Genomic DNA, 20,991 nt, shown 5'->3' with positions numbered 1-20,991 from the left:
TGCTTTACCGCAATATCCTGCAACCATAAATATTTACCGGATCGATCCGCATTGTCATGGTGGTGCTTCGACAGTATTCAGGAAGCTAACCGGCTCCAGAGATTGCAAATCGGCTGAGACATTTATCGGCTTTTAGCCTATGATATTTGCCCTTGATTATGGGACAAGAGAGACTTTATGTGGTTTAAAAACTGTATGGTTTATCGTGTAAACCGCGATATCCGCTTCAATGCCGATCAACTGGAAAAACAACTTCATGAATTCCGCTTTACACCGTGCGGCAGTCAGGATAAGCAGAAATTCGGCTGGACAAGTGTGATGGGAAAAGATGGTGATATGCTGACCCATGTTTCTGAAGACCGCATCCTTGTATGTGCCAGAAAAGAAGAAAAGCTCTTGCCAGCCTCCGTGATTCAAGATTCTCTTGCGAGTAAGGTTGAAACGCTGGAAGCGGAAGAAGGCCGCCCCATCAAAAAGAAAGAAAAAGATACGCTCAAAGAAGATATCATCATTGACCTGCTCCCCCGTGCGTTTAGCAAAAGCCAATATACCTATTTGTTGATTTTGCCTTCACTGGGGTTAATCGTGGTCGATGCAGGCAGTTATAAAAAAGCAGAAGAGGTGATCGCCTTGCTGCGTAAAACCATGGGCAGTCTGCCTGTGATTCCGGCAATTCCACAAAATGCTGTCGAAACCACGCTCACTGAATGGGTTCAGAGCGGACAATTACCGACAGGTTTTCAACTCCAAGATGAAGCCGAGCTCAAATCCTTACTGGAAGATGGTGCCGTCGTACGCTGTAAAAAACAGGATCTGACCAGTGACGAAATTATGAGCCACATCACGGCCAATAAAGTGGTGACCAAGCTGGCACTTAGCTGGCAAGAACGAATCACGTTCGTACTGGCCGACGATGCAAGCCTGAAAAGAGTCCAATACAGCGATGATTTGAAAGATCACAACGAAGATATTCCCCGCGAAGATCGTGCCGCTCGCTTCGATGCGGATTTCTCATTGATGTGCGGTGAACTCAGTGCTTTTCTGCCGAACCTGTTTGAAGCATTAGGTGGCTTACCTGAAGCCGAGTAACACTGATTTGATTCACACTTCATGATTGAAAAGCCAGAAGTTGGCTCCCCGACTTCTGGCTTTGATTTTTCCGACACTATCCACGTGGTCATTTCACCCTTTTCAATCACCTCGCGTTCCTCCGGAATTTACCGCGAAATCCTCGAAACAAAGCTAGGATCACAACCTGTTTTGACGTAAAATTCGCCCCCTCCGATACCATCAGGTGGTATCGGCCTGACTTGTGATCAGATTTGGAATAGAAGCAATGACAACAGAAAAAACATTCGTACCAGAACTCCTTTCCCCGGCTGGTAGCCTCAAGAATATGCGTTACGCGTTTGCATATGGTGCCGATGCGGTCTATGCAGGGCAGCCACGATACAGTCTGCGGGTTCGTAACAATGAATTTAATCATGAAAACCTGAAAATCGGCATCGATGAAGCCCATGCTCAGGGCAAGCAGTTTTATGTGGTGTGTAATATTCAGCCGCACAACTCAAAGCTGAAGACGTTTATCCGCGACTTGAAACCCGTCATCGATATGGGGCCGGACGCGCTGATTATGTCAGATCCGGGGCTGATTATGATGGTTCGGGAAGCTTTTCCTGAAATGCCAATTCACTTATCGGTTCAGGCAAATGCCGTTAACTGGGCAACCGTTAAATTCTGGTCGATGCACGGCGTCACTCGGGTGATTCTCTCCCGTGAACTTTCGCTGGAAGAGATTGAAGAAATCCGGGAAAAATGTCCGGATACCGAAATTGAGATATTCGTTCACGGCGCACTTTGTATGGCCTATTCCGGTCGTTGCCTCCTGTCCGGATACATCAACAAACGCGACCCGAATCAGGGAACATGTACCAATGCCTGCCGTTGGGAATACAAAGTCGAAAAAGGCACAGAAGACGAAGCCGGTCAGATCGTCGAGCAATTTGATCCCAATGCACCGCAAACCATCGAAGTGAAAAATGAGCGCCCTGAAACCACAATTGGTGCCGGCAAACCGACTGACGATGTGGTGTTACTGTCTGAGAGCCACCGCCCGGATGAGAAAATGGCGGCTTTTGAAGACGAGCACGGCACCTATATCATGAACTCAAAAGATCTGCGTGCTATCCAGCATGTTGAGCGCCTCACCAAAATGGGCGTTCATTCCCTGAAGATCGAAGGCCGGACAAAGTCATTCTATTATTGCGCCCGGACGGCTCAGGTGTATCGTAAAGCGATCGATGACGCTGTCGCAGGCAAGCCTTTTGATGAGACACTCATGGGGACACTGGAAAGTCTGGCACACCGGGGCTATACCGAAGGTTTCTTGCGTCGCCATACGCATGATGCTTACCAGAATTATGACTATGGATATTCAGTATCGGATAGTCAGCAGTTTGTTGGTGAGTTTACCGGTAAACGTCGTGGCGATTTGGTCGAGGTTGAGGTGAAAAACAAGTTCTGCCTCGGTGATAGTCTGGAACTGATGACACCACAAGGGAATGTCGTGTTCACGCTCGAAGCGATGGAAAACCGTAAAGGTGAAACCATTGATGACGCGAAAGGAAATGGTCATTTCGTCTATATTCCTGTACCTGAAGACGTCAAACTCGATTATGCATTACTGATGCGCAATCTGAACGTTGGTCAGGATACTCGTAACCCGACAGGCAAGTAATATGGCACTTTTGATCACCAGTAAATGTACCAATTGCGATATGTGCGAACCTGAGTGTCCGAACAATGCAATTTCATTTGGTGAACATCTTTACGAAATCAATCCGGATCTGTGTACTGAGTGTAAGGGACATTATGATCAGCCGACTTGTCAGTCGGTTTGTCCAATCAGCAATTGCATCATCACCGATCCGAATCATATTGAAACAGAAGATGAACTGCTGGAAAAATTTGTCATTATTCAAGGGCTGACCTGATAATCCAGTCCACTATCTTTATGTGAAATGACAGCCATATCAGCTTGTTCACGAAAAAGCCCAATTTTAAAATTTAATGCCGCTCGCTTAACAGCGAGCGACTCTTTTCTTATAGGGATAACGAGGGGCTTTGTAGAGTACCTGTCTTGGTATCGGTTTGCGTTTTCTCTTCTCTGGTAAGATGAACCGTTTGCCATTCTCTCTCAGGTTTTGAAGTTTCTTTGGTACCGTCCCTGGTGTACGGCCAGAACACCATAAAAACTCATCTTGTATCAGTCTTAGCGCATTGATAAAGCTAATTCTGAGTGGTTCCACACCGTAATACTCTGCCATCCTTTTCATTTCTAAGCGGACAAGATTGTAAGAGATAAAAACTCCCCAGAGCTCTTGATAAATCCCTTCCGCTTTCTGACTTCTAAGAACAGTGGTGTTGTCCAGTTGATTCTGTTTCAGCTCACCGTAGCTTTGCTCAATTTCCCAGCGTTCCCAGTATACTTTGACCATCTCCTTCAATGGATAGGTTTCTGGGCATTCCATTGATGTGATGAAGCCTTTGATTTCTCCTTTTGGCTCAGGAATGAGTACCAAGCGAGCTTGCCAGTTTTGTCCCAGATGAGGATATTCTTTTTGAGCTTGAGGAGAGACCGGCATTTTGATGAGTTTGTCATAGGGAGAGTACTCCTCCAGAACCTCATATCTGAACTTACTCTTGATTGGTGTCAGCCAATGGATATTCTTGCCAGCTCCGCGCCATGATTGGAAAAGCTCCGCTGATAAGAAACCACGATCAAAAAGAGTGAGTGAGTTATCTGGCGCAGAGCCAACAAGTTGCTGAGCGTAAGATATTTCACTATTGGTTATCGGGCCAAAAGCCACATCGGATACCAAATGAGTTCGGGTAGACGTTAATGTGACGGCTAATACAGAAGGGAATGTGGATGTGGCACTTCTATAGCCAAATTGTTGATTATCTTTTGTTTCAGGCACCCTGAATTGAGTTCCGTCTACACTCAAAACCTTCAGCCCACAAACTGAGGTCGCGGTATCTTCTTTTTCCCACTCAGTCGCGGTGGTATGGAATAAGTAACGTAATGGTTCAAAACCGATACGCTGCCTTGCTTTCACAATACTGCTAGTCGCAAGAGGGGGAAGTTCCCCCTTTGAATCAGGAAAGGCCAGTTCAAGCTTATCGCAGACGTCGCTGATAGAGCGGTTTCTCATTAGCCCAATCCCCAACACCAGCCAAACGGCTTGTTCCGCAGGAAATCTTCGTTTTCTAACCGCAGCACGGCCAGTTTGCTTTACTGCTTCAGAAATCCATTCAATAGGAATATTTTTCTGAAATGAATCGATTGATTCAGGGTAATGAAATTCAGCTGCGATTTGTAACTCGCGAGAAAATTCAGACATAAAAAACGGCCTCAGAAATTACTCTGAGACCGATTATGAGGCCACCCTAGGATCATTCAAGTTTTCTTAAACGATCGGCATTAAATTTTAAAATTGGGCTTTTTTATTGTTTGTCCCGTCCTAAGATAGGTTGACCGCTATTTTTTTGCTAATCCCTTACTGTTCAGGTAATCCCGAATATAAGGTCGTTGCTCTTTACTGAGTTTGGTTGTGACTTGATCGGACCATGCTTGCTGCTTCATATTGGATGAACGCTGCTGATAATACTTTTCCATCTGCTGGTCATATTCCGTAATCATCGCCAGATCTAGTGGCTGATAGCTGTTCTCATGCACAATCACTTCAGGACTCAGACGTGGTTTCAGTTCCGGATCCTGAGCAGGATATCCCAAACACATACCAAACAAAATTGCGGTATATTGCGGTAACCCCAGCAATTCATCGACTTCTTTCGGTGCATTGCGCAATCCACCAATATAAACACCCCCCAAGCCCATCGATTCTGCTGCCAGTAAGCAGTTCTGCGCCATAATCCCGGCATCAATCGCACCAATCAAGGTGAGCTCAGTATGTTCTAACTGAACATCTGGATTCAGCGAAGCATGACGTTGATAATCGATGCAAAACACTAAAAATTCTGCCGCACTTGCCACATAGGGTTGGTTACCCGCAAGTTCAGCTAAGACTCGCCGCTTCTCCTGATCCGTAACTCGAATGATAGAGACGGTTTGCAACAAACTTGAAGAAGATGCAGCAATCCCAGAAGCAATAATGGCATCCATCTGCTCTGTTGTCAGTGGTCTCTCTTCAAAGGAACGAATCGAGCGATGTCCCCGAATCGTTTCAATAACTGGATTCATTTTAAACTTGTCTCCATTGTATCAATCAATAATGTTGAGCATTATCATAATAATCTTTCTGGGAGAGTGCAGTAAAAATCACAGCGACATCCACTTCTTCTCCTATCACCCCTCGAACCTGTCGCGTAATGATTTGCGCAACCCGATCCTGAGTCTCTTGGCCTCGATCAAACCACAAGACTTCAACAAACGGATAAGCTGGAGCGACCTCACCCTCTTGGAAAAAAGTGGTGTAGATGTATTCGAATGTAAAATCTTCACGGGGAGCATTCATCGGGGACTGTAGCTCATCCACCAATGTTTTAGAAAGGTGTTGAACAGTTTGCGGTTCGACCGCACGAAATCGAAAATGGGGCATACTGACTTCCTCTTTTTCAGCAGATGATATCATTTTTCCCCAAAGCTGTTGAGAGCATGAGGGATATTTAACTGTCAGTGCTCTTCCAGATGAACAATTTGGGTGCATTATCCTCCTACCGGAGAGACAGAGAAATGAATTGAAGCAATGACAGGACGCTTTCAATGATTATATCGGTACAGCGATTGAGCGAGAGATTCAGTTAGCCACTCAATGATTAAGCATGTAGCAACTCAATATATAATAAAAATTATGGGTTTCTTTTCGCATAATTCCCCGACAGTCTGCACCTGAGATAAAAAGACACCTTGAAAAAATCCACGATAGCTCTATATCTAGTAATACAATATTGCATAGCATATTAATTAATATAGGTATTATTTATATGAAAGATCACAATCATGTTAATTTCAGTGAAGAGCACGAGATGAATTATCATCTAGAATTGGTTAATAAATCAAAGTCAAAAGAAAATAGAAATTATTTAAGAGAAAATACTCAGTGGAGAGCAAAGAAAGAGCTAGATAAAACTGTTCTTACTCATGATGAGTTTAAGCCTTATGTGGAAGCAGATAAAATACATCTAAGTGATATAGTCTAATTTGGTCGTCTCCTTTTTTATTCAGGACTTCCTCCTGCTTATAACATGTAAGCATATTATTGACATAGCCCGACACTTCTCTTAACTCATACAAATTATCGATAAGATAGGCGTATTGTATGAGGTTATTCTGAAGTAACAGAGTTCTTCGTGACACACTGTTTATCTCGATTAATGCTATTCAAGATACAAAAAACCCGCTCAATGAGCGGGTTTCGTTTTGCATAATTATGCAATTTGTAATGGCAGGGGTGGAGGGATTCGAACCCCCAACACGCGGATTTGGAAAACCCTTTACACCACTAATAAATCAATGGGTTACAAAAAGGGGAAATTTCATATTGGGCGTATGTGGGCGTAAGGAGGCATAAAATTAGTACATATAAAAAATAAATAATTCTATATCAATACAGAAACAGAAAAATATAATGTAAAACCAAATGAATATTTATATCTCATTTATTCTATCTAGCATCATTTTTATACCCTCTGGATCATGCGATCCCCGTTCAAGATATCTATATAAGGATTCTATTTGCTTCTTTTTTTCTTCTTCTCTCATATAGATATCATTTAATCTTGAAGATACAATTTCTTCCAAACTCCTTTGATCAAGGGGTTCGTAATGTAAACCTAAAGTCATTCTTATTGAGCTCAATTTCTGTTTTGAAACATCCTCTCCATTAATAACATTATTCCAACGTTCTTTATTCATTTTATGAGTTACGTCAGATAAATATTTACGCCGTTTTTTATCTTTCATGAAAATCAACATTGGTCTAATAATATCCATAACATTCTGGCCATATTTAATAGCCTCATCTTTACTAGGTATTTTACCTTTATGTATAACATTATTCCTAAATGCAACCTGATCTTCCGTTAACATTGGGGGGGGGAGTTTTAAACTCTTGCATATAAAGAAAAACAAATGCACCAAGTTGTCTTTCTGATGATTTTTTTGTATATTTCCACCCTTTTTGAATAACTTCCCAATCAATTTCATTACACACGCTATAATATTTTATAAAAACCTCGTAAAATCTTTCTAGCGCTGAGGTAAATGAAGAAACGGCCTCTCGATAATATTCATCAACAATAGCACTTATACCAATTTCAAATAAAATTTCAAAAAGTGGATTTTGTAATAAGAAAATTGATTCATGTCCATAAGGACAAGTAAAATGATAGAATCCATCATCTCTTAGATTCATGAGATCTGCTCTAAGTGAATATGTAAGATTTTTTTCACAACTTTCACAATTGCAATAAACGGGAAATTTCATTCATACCTCTAAATATTCTTGGTCATTATATTTCGTTATTATATTTCACCATATTACTTAAGTAATATGGTGAAATATATAATTAGACTATGTAAGAATAGTTCACAATGTTTTTTTTGCCAAAATTTCTCTACCGACACTCAACCAAAACCGAACTATTATCTTTATTCATTAAGTCAGCTTGAAACACTAAACTATCAACAATTTCTTTCTTGTGTGAATCATCCAGTTCAGGCCAAATATCATTTACAATCTTATTCGAAGGAAACATTTTTCTTGATACTGACAAGAAAGCATCACAGTCTTCTTTCTTAATGTACTTTCCTCGTGCCTGATATGAAAACTTCAATCCTAGTTTCCCATCAGTGACAAGACTCGTCACTTTAGAAAATTCATAGTGAGTCTTCCCGACGTCTTTACCTTCGAGAGTTTTAGACATTTCATAAGCACCGATATCAAAATAAACCCGACCAATGTCATACTTAGTAGCTGGTGTATCTTTCAGCGTATCCCATACATTCGCATTCACAGAAAAAGATGCAGCAAAAACTAATAAAAGAAAATATTTCATTTATACCTCTGACGATTATTGATGTTGATTTAATGGATTAAGTTGCACCGCATCACTTAAATGACTTGGTGCAAGGTGTGAATAACGCATTGTTGTGGTGATCTCGCTATGGCCGAGAATATCTTTCAGTACAACAATATTTCCCCCTTGCATCACAAAGTGACTTGCAAAAGTATGACGTAATACATGGGACATTTGCCCTTTGGGGAGCTGAATTTGTGCTCTGGCAATCGCTTTACGAAATGCACTCAAACTATGTAAAAACAGTTTTTCATCACCACTTTTACCAAGATTTTTCAACTCGTTGAATAAAATTTCATTGATCGGGACTGTGCGGTTCTTACCGGATTTGGTATTCAGAAAGGTTATTTTCCCTCCGGCCACCTGTGATGCTTTCAGGCTTTCGGCCTCACTCCAACGGGCACCGGTTGCAAGACAAACCTTAACCACATAGATCAGGGATTGATTGCTGGATAGCTGACAGGCATGTAACAGGGTTGCGATTTCATCATGACTAAGAAAACGAAGCTCCCCTTCTCTCTCTTTAAACTGGCGGATATGTTGGACGGGGTTGTCATAATCGATCACCCCGAGGCGCTTAAGCTCGTTAAACATCGCCCGTAGGTAGGCATGTTCTCGGTTAGCGGTGGTTGTACTGACTTCCTGCGTTCGTTGCTCACGGTACTTGGCAAAATGTTCGTTTGTCAGGTCGGAAGCAATCGGATTACCGAGCCGTTCAGACATTCGATAGAGTAACTTTCTCAGCCGGATATGGTCACGGAGCGTCTTACCGTGCAGCCGATACCAGATGCTGACCATTTCATTCAGTCGTCGGGTATCCCGATTCGGGTGTAACTCTTCATCACGTAGTGTCAGGGTGATTTCATGGTTTTTAGCGTCCCTTTCCCGAGCAAAAAAACGGTTTGGATCATGGGTGGTAAAAAACCCCCATTCGCTCGACTCAATCATGCCGCTTGTCTGACCCTCTGCAACACACGGACAACCTGACCAATGATTTTAAAATCCCCTTTAAAATCTTTGCTCAGCTCAATATCTTTGTAGCGCTCGTTATCACTAGAAATCAGATATTTCCCTTCCGCGTAGTCATACTGTACCCGTTTGACTAAGACATCATTGTCAATCCGAATCACACAAAGCCCGTCGCGCACTTCATCATGACGAACCAGTATCAAATCCCCATCATAAAGACTGGGTTCCATACTATCCCCCATCACTGGAACAATGGAGAGCGTTCTACCATGCAACCCCTGCTGACGTAGCCAGTCAGCACTGAAACGAAATTCAGCAACAGGATTTTCATGCTCAACCAGCGCACCATTACCGGCACTGACGCGTAAATCATACTGATAAACAGTGACCATATTTTCATCTGGGATTTCACCAGACGCCAACCATTCTACAGACTTTCCAGAAGCCTGAGATATCGCAAACAAACGATCAAGGGTTGGATAGCTTTTACTGTTCAGATAAGAGGACAAAGCTGAATTAGAAATGCCGCTTTTTTCTTCAAATCCCCTTAAAGATGATCCACCCATTGCTTCTTTGAGTCTATTCGCAAAGTCTCTTAATTTTATTTCTTCTTTTTTTATCAATGACATAAACCTATTCCAAAACAAAACTCGCCCTATTTTCAGGACAAAATATTGACTCGCCCTGAAAAAGATAATAAATTTAGTCTCGCCCTGATTTTAGGACAAAACTATATACAACCGATTACGCCCGATATTAGGAGGTTTGATCCATGTCTGCAAGCGTTCAGACAATCAATAAATTCTGTGAAGAAACCGGAATGAGTCGTACCAAAGTCAAAGAGCTAATCAATGACTGTATCATTCCCACCATTCCACAGGAGCAATCAGGCGGATTGGTATTGATCAACAAACTTGAGTTTGACCGAAGGATTGCAGCAAATCAGATCATGCTGCCCATTCCGCCAAGAAAAAGAAAACTGTTGGATAGTGAAGCATGAAACACGAAATTAAATACCGCAATAGCATGACGGGCGGCATTGTCTGTCAAGTCGGCAACATCAGTATCTTTATTGATGAAATCAAACGAATAAACGGGGGCGAATGGCTCGCGCTGCATTCTTTTCACGGTGACATTATCGGTATGGCAGAAGGCCAGCAAGCGGATGATATCGAGGCGCAATTCAATGGATGATGTGAGTTATACCCTACCCAAGGGGCACAACTCCGATTATCTGGCACCTTATCACAAACCCTGTCCTGACATGGTCACCGGTGCCGCGATGACGGAGCAGCAACGCAAACGAAACCTTTTCTTAATCCAGAAACTACGCGAGAAACACGGTTTAACGCCACAAAAATAATGAAATATACCGCTTCTTTTATTGGTCATCATATCAATCGCACTTTGCGCAAAAAACACCTGATTGACGTTTATCAGGTGTGCCCCGATTCGCCTTATCTCTCGGCCGCGCTTCGGCTGGCGGAGGCAAAAGGCGATCAGCACAATGCAGCCGAAAAAGACGCAGCAAAGCGGGATACCTTCGAAAATGGCACCCCATTTTCACGCCACTTTATGCCCCGTCTGCCGAAAATCGTGCAGGACGATATTCAGCATCAGATTTTCAGGCGACGTAAACGAGCAAACCCAACCCGTAAGAATATCGAATTAGCAGTCAATGATGCCGTCCGGCATGGCCTGAAATTCGCCCCGCTGATTGAGAAAAAATTTCCTTTTGTCGATGCCCGTAAAAATGCACCGGCACCCCCTGTCACACTCGGTCATCAAACGGTATCGCTCGATCATGACACCCTGATGAGTGATGAGCAGATTGAGCGTCTTGCATGGAATCTTACCCATGAATTCACCGCAATCATGGGCAGTGTGTCTATTGATGAAGCAACAGAAAACGGATACATTGACGCATTACAAACGGCATTTTCAGCAATCAGTGATAAGCTGTTTCAGCTCCATATCAAGCCGCCACAAATCCGCAAACATCACGACAATATCCGAGAAGCCGAGCGCGAATTAGAGCGGGCGATCCGTCGTTGTCTCGATGTCGGTTATCTGGCGCGTAAATTCCGGTTTTTACGCACCCAATATATCGAATATTCACAAATCGCCCTTGATCGGGTCGGAGCCAATCAGGGACAACGCAAATATATTTCCCGTCGTTCGTTTGCCCGCTGGCGTCAGAAACAGGGCGAAGCTAAACGGTTTATTGAATCAATGGCCGTCTTCGACCCAGAGACCGGCACCGCCTTTGATTTAGAGGAAGTCGTCAAACGTACTACCGCCAATCAGGAAAACCGTCGCGTTGAATTAGTCGTCCGCTCCCGTGGTGATGAAGAGCGCGCGATTGATTTAGGTTATGAGGGCGTATTCATGACGTGGACACTGCCGTCCAAGTATCACCGCAATTCCAGTAAATGGAACGGCTGCACCCCCAAAGAAGCCCATCAGAACATCATGGCGCAATGGAAACGCGCCCGTGCCCTGTTCAAGAAACATGAGATTGACTGGTTCGGCCTGAGAGTAGCCGAGCCGCACAAAGACGGCACACCCCACGCGCATCTGTTCTTATACGTTCATCCCAGCCAGAAGGCTGATTTTGTGCGTATCTGTGAATCCATTGCCTGTGAAGAAGACAGGGACGAGTTAATCAGTGGTGGCCTGTTTCACAAATCCCACCGGATTAAAATTGAATACAGCGATCCGGCCAAAGGCACCGCAACCGGCTACATCATCAAATACATTTCAAAAAACATTAACGGCTCACACATGCCGGAAAATGATGCAGAAGAGTCGGCATTCTCTGCCCGTGCGTGGGCTTCAACCCACCGGATCAAACAGTTTTCACAGTCCGGCTCTCCTGCCGTGGGTTTGTGGCGGCAATTGCGACGGGCAAGCGCGGTCGATACCGCCTTTGATGAAGAATTGGAAACCTTGCGTGACCATGCCGATCAATCCCGCTGGAAAGGGTTTTGTGAGTTGGGCGCAAAAGCCAAGCTTGCTTATGAAGAAAACTTCAACAAATACGGGGATACCGTCAAACGGGTTATTGGTGTGAACTGGCTCGGAAAAATCATTCAAACCTGCGCCACCCGTTACAGTCTCGTAAAAAAGAAGGACGTCCAGCGTTTGCAAGAAGCGCGGCGCGCTTCCCCTTGGAGCACTGAAAATAAGTGTAACCCTTCCCCAGAAAAGGAAATTTCAACGCTTGAAAAAGCACTCATTGACGCCACCGGATGGAGCGTGAAAGGCGTTCAGTGTCTGATTGCTCCGTTGATGCGCGGGGCAAAGATAGCCATTGACCGTTATGTCTCCCTGAAACTCAGCAATCACCGATTAATCACCCTTACAGACAGGTAAACATGAGCAAACTACAAACGAAAACAACCCAATTACTGGAAGAAATGGACACCGAAGCACAAGCCTATAAGCCCCCGTTAGGGTTTGGCTTTATCAAGCCGTGGCTGACCAAAACCATTTGGTTATTGAAAGCATTCAATCACCGACTCACAACACTTGAAGGAGAGATAAAGCATGACTGAATCTGACGATATTCTCGGGTATGTGGTTTGTCATACCTGCCAAAATCCCAAAGCCATTAAGCAAGGCAAAGGGAAACGCTCGGCCTTTGTTCACGGTCGCTGTGATTGTGGTCCCGATACCCGAACCGGAAAAGCAGCCCAAGCAGAAATGAAAGCCTTTCAGCCCCTTGAAACGGTTCAGGCTCAGATTGACGAAATGAGCCAACCGGAGCCGCAACCGGAATCATTGCCAATCCAGACGGAAAATAAACCCAATCCAGAGCCAAAACCAGAAACACAATCAAAGCCAATGACTACCCTCGCTTGTATGGGATTAGGGGGCGCTTTAGGCGTGGTATTCGGTGGTCTGATTAAAGCAATCAAGGTGGTCTCTTAATGGAAAATCTGACGGAATATTCAGAAAACGAAGCGCAACATGAGATCGGTTTCGAAACCCATTCAAAAGCGGATGAAGATGCATTACTGAGTGAAATCACCGAGCAGGATTTTAACCCTGATGAAGCCGTTGCCAAAACCGATCCCAAAGAGGCGGCAGCACTGGCAGCAGGTGAAGCAACGTCAATGGCCGTCATAGGCGTCACTGAGGAAGTGATCCGCCAGTTCGTACACAAAGATTTCATGTTTGATGAAGCGCAGGTCAAAGGAGTGGCAGGGGCGGCGGCTCCGCTGTTCGTCAAATACGGGGGTGAGCTTCCGCCTTGGCTTGTCCAGTACAAAGAAGAGCTGACCTTTGTCATGGCTGCGGGGGCGCTCGGCTTTTCATCGTATCATCAGGTGAAAGAGCTTAAAGCCCTTGACCGAGCGAAAGAAATCCAAGCGGCCAAAAAAGACGGAGAGCCAGACCATGCAGCCGATTAACCCCAATAATGCGCTGCACAATGGTCATGTCTATGCGGTCGGGATGAGTGGCAGCGGTAAGACCTCAGCCGCAAAGAAACTCTTTATCCGTGCAACCGATCAAGTCGCTATCTTTGATCCGGTTGGCGACTATACCGGCACGCTGGCCGGTCGTGTCGTTCGGGGGTATGACAATATCAAAGACTTTGCCACCGCCATGATTGCAGGGCGTAAAACACGGCAAGGGTTTAAAATTGCCTATCAACCCAAGCATGAAACCACCGTCAAAGACTTTGACCGCTTTTGTCGGGTGGTTTGGGGCTGCGGCAACGGCAAACATCCAAAGCCGCTTAAAATCATCTGTGAAGAGATTGCCGAGCATAGCGAGAATGCAGGGAAAGCCACCGGTTATCATGGCAAAATCTTGCGGCTGGGCCGTAAATTCAACCTGCATTCAATCAATTTATTCCAGCGCGGTCAGGAGGTATCTAAAACCATTATCGATAACTGTCAGCGTGCCTGCGTGATGATGCAGAAAACCCATACCAGTGCGCAATATTTAGAAAAGATGACCGGCATATCAGCCGATGAAATCGACCGATTAAACCCGCTTGAGTACCTGCTTCAGGATGGAAAAGCCTACCAGAAAGGCGCGATCCGATGGTGAATCACCAGACCCCCATTAGACACACAGCAAATGTGAACTATATTAAATAAGTTACATATAGATAATAGCAACATCTAATGCATTCACAAAACGTATTTTTGGAGAAAAATATAATGACTCAATTAATAGGAAAAGTATCTTCCAGCGGTACAGTAGAAATCGGTAGTGGTTTTCAATCAGAAAAACATAGTAACGGGCTTTATAAAGTATTTTTCGATTCAGGTAAATTTACATCAACCCCTGTCGTGATTGCTACTCCTGATACATCGGACTTTTCTAGCGAGACCTATACCGTATCAGTCTCATTAAAAAATGTTTCAACCAGTGGCTTTACTCTCAGTATCGAAAACCTGAGTGGTGATACAAAAGAGGCTGCTTTTAACTTTGTAGCGTACAGTTGAGAATAATACTTAATGTCATACACCCCATAAAATGTGACTTTTATCGCATTTATTCTAAACCGGATTCACAATCGGGTTAGGAATCGATTGTCAATCGTGTGCTTTGATACAGACCGCCTAATGTTGGGCGGTTTTTTATTGGAGCAAAAATGAAGTTATCCGCAAAGAATATCGCCGTGGTCGGCCTGATTGCCGCTGTGGTTGCCGCTGGCGTGGTCTGGGCATCAAATAACGTTGATTCTGTTGAAGACGCGATCGGTTAAGGGGAGAGCGTATGAATTCAGTGATGCGACTTAATTCGTTTACGGGCGTTGCCTACGGGGAAAAAGCCTCAATGGTGATCCCGACCGGACCCGTTTATGAAGAAATCTTTCTTGAAACCAACCTGTCACCAGAGCAGATCAAACGGGTTTCGATTACTTTAAACGGTGATGAAATCATTGTCCTTGACGGGAAGTTAATGAAATCCCTTGAAGCCTACAAAGGGATGCCGTCGATTGATGGTTTTTATCATATTCCACTGGCTGACATTACCGCCAAGACTAAAAACGGGATGCGTTACACCGCCCTTGTGACTGAGGCCGGAGACAATATTATCCTTGAAGTAGAAATTGCACCGGATGCCAGCGGCAGCGCGCCGGGCGTCGTGCTCAAAGGTCATGCGACGGTCTCCCCTGCACAAGGGGTGCGTATTGTTGTACCGCAAATCAAAAAGCAAACCATGCAAGCGACATCAACAGAGAATGAGTTTCTTGATTTGGTCTCGGGTCCGCTGCTGCTGGTTCGTCGGATGCATTTCTTGTCAGAAACTGTGAACTCACTCGAAATTCACCGCGATTATATCAAGGTGTATGACACAACCCGCGCAGTTGAAATGATGCGCGCCAAACGTAACCGCCGATTCTGGCAATCAGGGATGTATCACTTTGACCCGATTATGCGTGGTTATTTCATTGATGAACTGTTCCAGACCGCGCACACCAATGAGCTGAAATTCACGGTGAAAACCGATAGTGCAGTGGGTTCGATCCCGATCATTGTTGAGTCCGTCAAGATTGTTCGCCCTGACCTGATCAAGTAAGGGGGCAATCATGGCGTTCTTAGATGATTTAAGTAATTTTGGCTCCGGCTTGCTCGATAGTGTCGGGGAAGGCTTCGACAACCTTGTCGGAGCCGCAACCAGTGATAACAGTTCGGTCAACGCCAACACGCAACCACAGGCAACCCATCAGGCCGATGATAACGGCAACAAAGTCACACCGACATCACAAGGTAATGACAAGACCCTCCTGTATATCGGGGGCGGTCTCGGTGCCTTACTCCTGATTGGGATTGTGGTCATAGCGGCTAAAAAATAAGGGGGTATCAATGCCATTACCATTGATTTATCTGATCCCCCTTGCAACAGGGGCATTAGGGTTCGGGGGCGGCTTCTGGGCTGGCTCCGGTGTGGGGAAGTTAGTCAAACTGTCAGCGATTGGGGGCGGATGCTATCTCGCTTACCGGCTGGTTAAGGAGATGAAATGATCCCAACTCTCACAGGCGGACTGACAAACTCCGGCACCATGCCAATTAATGCGGGCGGTGGTGCTGCCGGTGATGCGACGGCAACCGCCAGAAATTCAATCGGGGGGATCACCAACGGAGCGATTAATTTTAGCGGCAGTGCGGGACAACGTTTGATGCAAAACCTGCCGATGCTCCTTGTGATTGCTGCAATTACGTTTGTGGTGGTGAAGAAATGAAATTGACGCTTATCCGCCCGAATCGGGCTGACATCAAAGCTCAGTTGGCTTTGCTTCGTCCGGCTTTCAATCGTGTTCCGGATGCCAAATATGAGTATATGTTTTGCTGTGATGCTGTTACCTGTAAACGTGCCAGCTTTTACCAACTCAAAGGCAAAGGGGTTGCGGTACGCTTCGTCGGTTATGTCACCGAACAAAACGAATATCTGATTCTGGCGCTGACCGGCAAGGGACTCAAACAAGCGGCACCCGTCATCATTGATGCGGTTCGCTCTCAGGGGTATCAATGCGTGAAATATCACACAGTGCGTCAGGGCATGACACGGATCTTAAAACGATTTGGTTTTGTTATCACTGAAACTCATGGTGATGAATCGGTCTTGTGTCTGCAATTCGGAGGTGTCTGTTAATGGGTGGCGGAGGAAAGACAAGCAGCAGTAACACAACCAATACAACTACCGTCAGCGGCACCAATGCAGTACAGGGCGATAATCTCGGGGTGCTTCTGAGTGGTATTCAGGGCAGTGTCGGTAATATTACCGTCACCGATCAAGGGGCGGTCAATGCAGCAAAAGAGACCGCCAAACAAGCCCTTGAGACCAGTGCAGACACCACCAAAGAGGCTTTATCTTTCGGCAAAGACTCGCTGAAAGAAGCGCTTTCATTTGGTGAAAAGTCCCTGTCAGCCAATAAAAGCGCCATTGATGCAATCAAGACAGTTGCAAATCAGGCCAGTGAAAACACACGCACCGCCCTTGCCGTTGCAGATGCCGCCAAACAGCGCGAGCAAACCGGACTAGATAACCGTAGTTACCTGACTCAGTTTGCAATCGCGGCCTGTGTGGTCGGTGGTGTTCTGGGTGTTGTAGCACTAAGGGGAAAATGATGATTTTACAACCCAATACTGAAACCCCGATCTCTGTCGGGGGACGGGGAAAATATTTGATTGTCCGGTCAACGACGGCACCGGTTTTTATTTCTGCCGACGGTCTGAAACCGCAGCGGCTTGAATCCGGTGACCGGATTCAGGTCACTGAGTTTGAAAATATGTTTCTGACGCATCATTCACCCGACACCGTGAATTTTGACTATCAGATTTCAGACTTAGAGCACAAACCGGCCTCAACATCGGGGCTGGTTGTTCAGCGGATCATTGAGCCGTTGAAATTTAATGCAAAGGTCACGGTCACTGACGGGCAAAAAGTAGAACTGATTTCCCCATCTGCCATGACCACTCAGCCAGATATTGAAATTGCCGCTGGCGAAAAAGCCAGACTGACCACGGGCGGGTATCGTCAACTGACAATTCAGGTCATCAGTGATGAAGTCACAACATTACGTATTGGTGACTTCAATGTGTCCAGCAATCGCGGCCTGATGGTGATGGGAAGCAGCAATGCAGTTGGTTCTGTCTCATTGGATTTTTCAGGGGAGCTGTACGCCTATAACGCCAGTGCCACCCATGCACGCCTGACCGTTACCGGAGTGAAATCATGAATATTATTAATCCTGTATTCAATCAACCTCAAAACGGTATTGATGACATTATCGGTCTGAGTGAAAAGCTCACCACGCTGTCGGACAAAGATAAGCAGCTTGTCATGGATATTCTGAGCCTGAAAAATTCAGACCAGACCCTAGCAGAAAAAACACAGGCTCTAACCGCAAAAGATGCAGCGCTGGAAAGCATGATTGCAGAGCTGGCAAGTTTCAGTCAGCTCCTTTGCGTCAAAAACATTCTGATCAATCCAAATTTTCAGGAAAAACAACGGAATTTCAACGGCCAGTGGTCAACGCTTGAAACGGGTCAGTATGGTTATGATTGCTGGTGTAAAACGGAAAACGGAATTGCTCAGATGGTTGAAAGCGGACAATACAAGCCGGATACCATTTACACGCTGTCCGGTGAGAACGTCACAACAGTACAACTGACCAGCCCGTCATCGGGGCACTGGCGGATTGATGTCCCGAGTGATGCCCGAAAAGTTGTTCTCAATGAGGGAGAGCGACCGCTTCCCTATCAGGAACCAGACAGAGCACTCAACCGTTTACGGTGCTGGGAACGTTATTACGATGTCGGCAGCAAAGTCAACGCGACGCTGACTGAAGTTGGCGGCATGCGCTGGGCATATATTGAAATCACCCTGCCGGTACAGATGCGCACCAAGCCAACCGCTGGATATAACAGTTATAAGGACTTCAACCCAGCCCCGAATATCGGTACGTGGTCAAGCGGAAAACGGGTTTATATCACCGGAAGAGCGACGCCCAGAGGGGCAGATCCGAGTGTTACCGGGCTGCGGTTTGATGCAGAAATCCCACTGGCATAAGGCCATAACCATGACACTGAAAGCAGTTTTAATTTTTATCGGAGCAGGAGGACTCACCTATATGCTTTATCGGGCAACTTTGCCGCGTGGCGTTCGTAACAATAACCCGCTCAACATTCGAGACTCTTCGAATGACTGGGAAGGGAAATCGGCACTCAACCGTGATAAAGAATTCGAGGAGTTCAAACATCCGGTCTATGGCTTTCGAGCTGGCGCACGGATACTCAGAAGTTACAGCCGCCAAGGATATAAAACACTCAGTCAAATGATTTATCGGTTCGCGCCAGACAATGAAAATGACACCGCACTCTATGTGCAGCAAATCAGCCAATGGACGGGGATTGCTCCGAATCAGACAATTGATGTCAATGATAACGACCAACTCGCCCACCTGCTTTATGCAATGAGCCGTAAAGAGGTCGGCAATTACTACGGCCTGAGCATGGCACAACAAGGGGTTGCAATGGCATGACAAAGCAAGACATGAAGCGGATCGCCCTGTCGGTTGCCGGTGCGATTCTGGCAGCGTATACCATCAAATACTTAAAGAAGAGTAAATTACTATGAGTGACTTTTTCAAAGATAAACTAGGCATTGATATCAACCAAGCCTCAACAAAAAAGGGATTCGCGCTAATTGGTGCAGGGGTTGCACTGGCTGTTGGTCATCCTGAACTGTTAACCGCCAGTATCACACCGGACGGGGTTCACTATGGTGGTTTAATTGGTACCGCTGCCCCTGTATTCATTGGTATCTGGGAAACACTGAGGGATGAATTTAAGTGACAGAACTCTTTCAATACCTGACAAGCATTGGCTTTCCCCCTTCATTACTCATTCCGCTGATCATGTGGTTAAGTCATGAAAAGAGGCTTTTAAAGCTTGAAGCTCAAAAATTAACAAAACCCACAAGTTAGTGGGTTTATTTTGGGACTAAAATCTCGCTCTTAACTCATTAACTACAGACAAGAGTCTTAGTAGTAGGTAGTTTATTTGTTAAATGTTAACATTCAGGCAAGTTATTCTTTTTACTTATTTTGTGAGGCTTTTATGTCAATGAGTAAAGACTCAAAGATATCTGGTACTTTATTCTTTTTTATCATTATAGCTTTATCTGTGATGTATGCTGTCTTATACGTTGGCAACAGTATTGAAAAAATATCAACATTCCTCTCATCTATAGTCATGTATTATATTATCGCATCTTTATTCGCCTGTTGGCGATATGGCAAAGTATTAAATAATACAGAAGCTAAAATACTGTGCATTGCTTTTCCACTCATTACTTCACTAGAACATTTATACCCGATATATGAGTATTCGGATCAAACACCGCCTTCATACTGGTTATTATATTATTTGTTAGATTTAATGTTCTCTATTTTCATTTCATTATTACTATGGAGAAATAGAAAATAATGGCAATCAATTTATCTATTCTTGCAAAAGAAGCATCAAAAGCGGGACCAGCTGGAAAATTGCTCATGGCAATGTATGGCCGAATCAAATCTGTTGATGATGCAGATAGAATATATAAGGAAGTTCACCCTGTACTAGAAGAGCTTCTAAGTAATGGATATCGTTTTAATTCACCGCCAGTGCAGCATATTGTTAATATTCTAAGGGAATTACCATCATACGGTGCAAGACAGCATAATTTTGAAAGAATGTACCTACAAGATGAATATACACTGAGAAAACTTCCAAGTGATCCCCGTAGAATCCCTTACGGATATTGGGCAAGATAATAGAATTCAAATGATTTAAGGCTCACATATCGTGAGCCTTTTTTTATCTCTGTGGATTTTCCTGCTCATCAAATGTGATCAGATTATTGAGATAAACCAACACTTCTCTTAATTCATGTAAATCATCTTGCTTAGCGTAAGCAATTAAATCGATAAGATGTAAACGCGCGGTATGGGCTAAGTCGAGTCTTTCCGGTTTGGTTTCTGGCATAAGAACCCCAAGTATAAAAAGATAACCAATACACCACCGCAAAGGCTCTAAACTGAGGGTGGTGAGCTGAATAAGGTTAGAACCCCGCCTACTTGGAAACGGTGCGCACGAAGCGCCCTCATCCAACTCACCATAATTTAATATGGCAAAGCCGTACAAACCTTAATTAGTTCATACGCCAAATAGAAAACAGGGTTCTAAACCTGTGGATTCAAAAATTACTCATCACACAGATCTGTGTCAACCCTGTTCCCTCTCAAGATACAAAAAACCCGCTTCAATGAGCGGGTTTCGTTTTGCATAAATATGCAATTTGTAATGGCAGGGGTGGAGGGATTCGAACCCCCAACACGCGGATTTGGAATCCGCTGCTCTGCCAATTGGAGCTACACCCCTGTAATCGCTAAAAGCGAAGATATAAAATAGT

At 44.7% G+C, this 20,991-nt stretch carries 33 protein-coding genes and 1 tRNA gene; 24 read left to right on the top strand and 10 right to left on the bottom strand.

Annotated elements, in window-relative coordinates; translation table 11 throughout:
- Nucleotides 1-177: 177 nt before the first annotated feature.
- From rdgC to VRK_RS03175, 3 genes are all read left to right on the top strand, one after another.
- Nucleotides 178-1,089: a recombination-associated protein RdgC gene (rdgC, locus tag VRK_RS03185; RefSeq protein WP_059120064.1), complete on the top strand. Its 912-nt coding sequence runs from the start codon at nucleotides 178-180 to the stop codon at nucleotides 1,087-1,089.
- Between the two features lie 247 nt (nucleotides 1,090-1,336).
- Complete coding sequence (gene trhP / locus VRK_RS03180) at nucleotides 1,337-2,737, top strand: prephenate-dependent tRNA uridine(34) hydroxylase TrhP (RefSeq protein WP_059120063.1); 1,401 nt, start codon at nucleotides 1,337-1,339, stop codon at nucleotides 2,735-2,737.
- 1 nt (nucleotide 2,738) lies between these two features.
- Nucleotides 2,739-2,993 carry a YfhL family 4Fe-4S dicluster ferredoxin gene (locus VRK_RS03175; RefSeq protein WP_059120062.1) on the top strand — a complete coding sequence of 85 codons (255 nt, stop codon included), beginning with the start codon at nucleotides 2,739-2,741 and terminating at the stop codon, nucleotides 2,991-2,993.
- A gap of 87 nt (nucleotides 2,994-3,080) precedes the next feature.
- Here the strand turns inward: VRK_RS03175 and VRK_RS03170 are convergent, their stop codons facing one another.
- The 3 genes from VRK_RS03170 to VRK_RS03160 all read right to left on the bottom strand — a co-directional run bounded on the left by VRK_RS03170 (nucleotide 3,081) and on the right by VRK_RS03160 (nucleotide 5,621).
- Complete coding sequence (locus VRK_RS03170) at nucleotides 3,081-4,403, bottom strand: IS4 family transposase (protein ID WP_059120061.1); 1,323 nt, start codon at nucleotides 4,401-4,403, stop codon at nucleotides 3,081-3,083.
- Between the two features lie 137 nt (nucleotides 4,404-4,540).
- Nucleotides 4,541-5,263, bottom strand: a complete 723-nt coding sequence (gene nfsA / locus VRK_RS03165) for an oxygen-insensitive NADPH nitroreductase (protein WP_059120060.1) — start codon at nucleotides 5,261-5,263, stop codon at nucleotides 4,541-4,543.
- A 25-nt stretch (nucleotides 5,264-5,288) separates the two neighbouring features.
- Nucleotides 5,289-5,621 carry a DUF1904 domain-containing protein gene (locus VRK_RS03160; protein ID WP_059122617.1) on the bottom strand — a complete coding sequence of 111 codons (333 nt, stop codon included), beginning with the start codon at nucleotides 5,619-5,621 and terminating at the stop codon, nucleotides 5,289-5,291.
- Between the two features lie 427 nt (nucleotides 5,622-6,048).
- Between VRK_RS03160 and VRK_RS03155 the strand changes: the two genes are divergently transcribed.
- Complete coding sequence (locus VRK_RS03155) at nucleotides 6,049-6,222, top strand: hypothetical protein (protein ID WP_231735727.1); 174 nt, start codon at nucleotides 6,049-6,051, stop codon at nucleotides 6,220-6,222.
- 448 nt (nucleotides 6,223-6,670) lie between these two features.
- Here the strand turns inward: VRK_RS03155 and VRK_RS03150 are convergent, their stop codons facing one another.
- The 5 genes from VRK_RS03150 to VRK_RS03135 all read right to left on the bottom strand — a co-directional run bounded on the left by VRK_RS03150 (nucleotide 6,671) and on the right by VRK_RS03135 (nucleotide 9,698).
- A complete protein-coding gene (locus tag VRK_RS03150) occupies nucleotides 6,671-7,111 on the bottom strand; it encodes a hypothetical protein (RefSeq protein ID WP_157371841.1) in 441 nt (146 codons plus the stop codon).
- Nucleotides 7,083-7,436 carry a hypothetical protein gene (locus tag VRK_RS20825; protein WP_157371840.1) on the bottom strand — a complete coding sequence of 118 codons (354 nt, stop codon included), beginning with the start codon at nucleotides 7,434-7,436 and terminating at the stop codon, nucleotides 7,083-7,085. The genes VRK_RS03150 and VRK_RS20825 overlap by 29 nt, the downstream gene beginning before the upstream one ends.
- Before the next feature lie 202 nt (nucleotides 7,437-7,638).
- On the bottom strand, nucleotides 7,639-8,079 hold the full coding sequence (locus tag VRK_RS03145) for a hypothetical protein (RefSeq protein ID WP_059120057.1): 441 nt from the start codon (nucleotides 8,077-8,079) through the stop codon (nucleotides 7,639-7,641).
- A 15-nt stretch (nucleotides 8,080-8,094) separates the two neighbouring features.
- On the bottom strand, nucleotides 8,095-9,048 hold the full coding sequence (locus VRK_RS03140) for a phage integrase (RefSeq protein WP_059120056.1): 954 nt from the start codon (nucleotides 9,046-9,048) through the stop codon (nucleotides 8,095-8,097).
- Nucleotides 9,045-9,698, bottom strand: coding sequence for an XRE family transcriptional regulator (locus VRK_RS03135; protein WP_059120055.1), 654 nt, complete (start codon nucleotides 9,696-9,698; stop codon nucleotides 9,045-9,047). Before VRK_RS03135 ends, VRK_RS03140 begins: the two co-directional genes overlap by 4 nt.
- Before the next feature lie 143 nt (nucleotides 9,699-9,841).
- Between VRK_RS03135 and VRK_RS03130 the strand changes: the two genes are divergently transcribed.
- The 20 genes from VRK_RS03130 (at nucleotide 9,842) to VRK_RS03045 (ending at nucleotide 20,353) form a co-directional block, all read left to right on the top strand.
- A complete protein-coding gene (locus tag VRK_RS03130; protein WP_021020732.1) occupies nucleotides 9,842-10,069 on the top strand; it encodes a hypothetical protein in 228 nt (75 codons plus the stop codon).
- A complete protein-coding gene (locus tag VRK_RS03125) occupies nucleotides 10,066-10,263 on the top strand; it encodes a hypothetical protein (RefSeq protein WP_038182610.1) in 198 nt (65 codons plus the stop codon). Before VRK_RS03130 ends, VRK_RS03125 begins: the two co-directional genes overlap by 4 nt.
- The gene (locus VRK_RS20820) at nucleotides 10,256-10,432 is read left to right on the top strand and encodes a hypothetical protein (RefSeq protein WP_157371839.1); all 177 of its coding nucleotides are present in this window, start codon (nucleotides 10,256-10,258) and stop codon (nucleotides 10,430-10,432) included. The genes VRK_RS03125 and VRK_RS20820 overlap by 8 nt, the downstream gene beginning before the upstream one ends.
- Entirely contained in the window at nucleotides 10,432-12,444 is a 2,013-nt protein-coding gene (locus VRK_RS03120; RefSeq protein ID WP_331456278.1) for a replication endonuclease, read from the top strand. The genes VRK_RS20820 and VRK_RS03120 overlap by 1 nt, the downstream gene beginning before the upstream one ends.
- 2 nt (nucleotides 12,445-12,446) lie before the next feature.
- Nucleotides 12,447-12,626: a hypothetical protein gene (locus tag VRK_RS03115; protein ID WP_038182612.1), complete on the top strand. Its 180-nt coding sequence runs from the start codon at nucleotides 12,447-12,449 to the stop codon at nucleotides 12,624-12,626.
- On the top strand, nucleotides 12,619-13,002 hold the full coding sequence (locus tag VRK_RS03110) for a hypothetical protein (protein WP_059120054.1): 384 nt from the start codon (nucleotides 12,619-12,621) through the stop codon (nucleotides 13,000-13,002). The genes VRK_RS03115 and VRK_RS03110 overlap by 8 nt, the downstream gene beginning before the upstream one ends.
- Complete coding sequence (locus VRK_RS03105; RefSeq protein WP_059120053.1) at nucleotides 13,002-13,484, top strand: hypothetical protein; 483 nt, start codon at nucleotides 13,002-13,004, stop codon at nucleotides 13,482-13,484. The genes VRK_RS03110 and VRK_RS03105 overlap by 1 nt, the downstream gene beginning before the upstream one ends.
- Nucleotides 13,471-14,130, top strand: coding sequence for an ATP-binding protein (locus tag VRK_RS03100; protein ID WP_059120052.1), 660 nt, complete (start codon nucleotides 13,471-13,473; stop codon nucleotides 14,128-14,130). The genes VRK_RS03105 and VRK_RS03100 overlap by 14 nt, the downstream gene beginning before the upstream one ends.
- A 113-nt stretch (nucleotides 14,131-14,243) precedes the next feature.
- The gene (locus VRK_RS03095; protein ID WP_059120051.1) at nucleotides 14,244-14,531 is read left to right on the top strand and encodes an H-type lectin domain-containing protein; all 288 of its coding nucleotides are present in this window, start codon (nucleotides 14,244-14,246) and stop codon (nucleotides 14,529-14,531) included.
- Nucleotides 14,532-14,805: 274 nt separating this feature from the next.
- Complete coding sequence (locus VRK_RS03090) at nucleotides 14,806-15,612, top strand: major capsid protein P2 (RefSeq protein ID WP_059120050.1); 807 nt, start codon at nucleotides 14,806-14,808, stop codon at nucleotides 15,610-15,612.
- 10 nt (nucleotides 15,613-15,622) lie between these two features.
- On the top strand, nucleotides 15,623-15,889 hold the full coding sequence (locus VRK_RS03085; RefSeq protein ID WP_059120049.1) for a hypothetical protein: 267 nt from the start codon (nucleotides 15,623-15,625) through the stop codon (nucleotides 15,887-15,889).
- A 10-nt stretch (nucleotides 15,890-15,899) separates the two neighbouring features.
- Nucleotides 15,900-16,058, top strand: a complete 159-nt coding sequence (locus tag VRK_RS21180; protein WP_162841948.1) for a hypothetical protein — start codon at nucleotides 15,900-15,902, stop codon at nucleotides 16,056-16,058.
- Complete coding sequence (locus VRK_RS03080; RefSeq protein WP_059120048.1) at nucleotides 16,055-16,276, top strand: hypothetical protein; 222 nt, start codon at nucleotides 16,055-16,057, stop codon at nucleotides 16,274-16,276. The genes VRK_RS21180 and VRK_RS03080 overlap by 4 nt, the downstream gene beginning before the upstream one ends.
- Nucleotides 16,273-16,686, top strand: a complete 414-nt coding sequence (locus VRK_RS03075; RefSeq protein WP_059120047.1) for a hypothetical protein — start codon at nucleotides 16,273-16,275, stop codon at nucleotides 16,684-16,686. The genes VRK_RS03080 and VRK_RS03075 overlap by 4 nt, the downstream gene beginning before the upstream one ends.
- Complete coding sequence (locus tag VRK_RS03070; protein WP_059120046.1) at nucleotides 16,686-17,162, top strand: hypothetical protein; 477 nt, start codon at nucleotides 16,686-16,688, stop codon at nucleotides 17,160-17,162. The genes VRK_RS03075 and VRK_RS03070 overlap by 1 nt, the downstream gene beginning before the upstream one ends.
- Nucleotides 17,159-17,773: a hypothetical protein gene (locus VRK_RS03065; protein ID WP_157371838.1), complete on the top strand. Its 615-nt coding sequence runs from the start codon at nucleotides 17,159-17,161 to the stop codon at nucleotides 17,771-17,773. Before VRK_RS03070 ends, VRK_RS03065 begins: the two co-directional genes overlap by 4 nt.
- Complete coding sequence (locus tag VRK_RS03060; RefSeq protein ID WP_059120044.1) at nucleotides 17,770-18,606, top strand: hypothetical protein; 837 nt, start codon at nucleotides 17,770-17,772, stop codon at nucleotides 18,604-18,606. Before VRK_RS03065 ends, VRK_RS03060 begins: the two co-directional genes overlap by 4 nt.
- Nucleotides 18,607-18,667: 61 nt before the next feature.
- A complete protein-coding gene (locus tag VRK_RS03055) occupies nucleotides 18,668-19,078 on the top strand; it encodes a hypothetical protein (RefSeq protein ID WP_059122615.1) in 411 nt (136 codons plus the stop codon).
- A 91-nt stretch (nucleotides 19,079-19,169) separates the two neighbouring features.
- Nucleotides 19,170-19,391, top strand: a complete 222-nt coding sequence (locus VRK_RS03050; protein WP_059120043.1) for a hypothetical protein — start codon at nucleotides 19,170-19,172, stop codon at nucleotides 19,389-19,391.
- Nucleotides 19,392-20,023: 632 nt separating this feature from the next.
- Nucleotides 20,024-20,353, top strand: coding sequence for a hypothetical protein (locus VRK_RS03045; protein ID WP_059120042.1), 330 nt, complete (start codon nucleotides 20,024-20,026; stop codon nucleotides 20,351-20,353).
- Between the two features lie 43 nt (nucleotides 20,354-20,396).
- Here VRK_RS03045 and VRK_RS20815 read toward each other — a convergent pair whose 3' ends face one another.
- Together VRK_RS20815 and VRK_RS03040 are read right to left on the bottom strand one after the other, a co-directional pair.
- Entirely contained in the window at nucleotides 20,397-20,564 is a 168-nt protein-coding gene (locus tag VRK_RS20815) for a hypothetical protein (protein ID WP_157371837.1), read from the bottom strand.
- Between the two features lie 319 nt (nucleotides 20,565-20,883).
- Nucleotides 20,884-20,960: transfer RNA gene (locus tag VRK_RS03040), tRNA-Trp, on the bottom strand.
- Between the last annotated feature and the right edge of the window lie 31 nt (nucleotides 20,961-20,991).

Source organism: Vibrio sp. MEBiC08052 (genome assembly GCF_001506075.1).
Classification (GTDB): domain Bacteria; phylum Pseudomonadota; class Gammaproteobacteria; order Enterobacterales; family Vibrionaceae; genus Vibrio.
The sequence above is the reverse complement of the archived record's forward strand: the minus strand, read 5'-3'. Positions and strand labels throughout refer to the sequence as shown.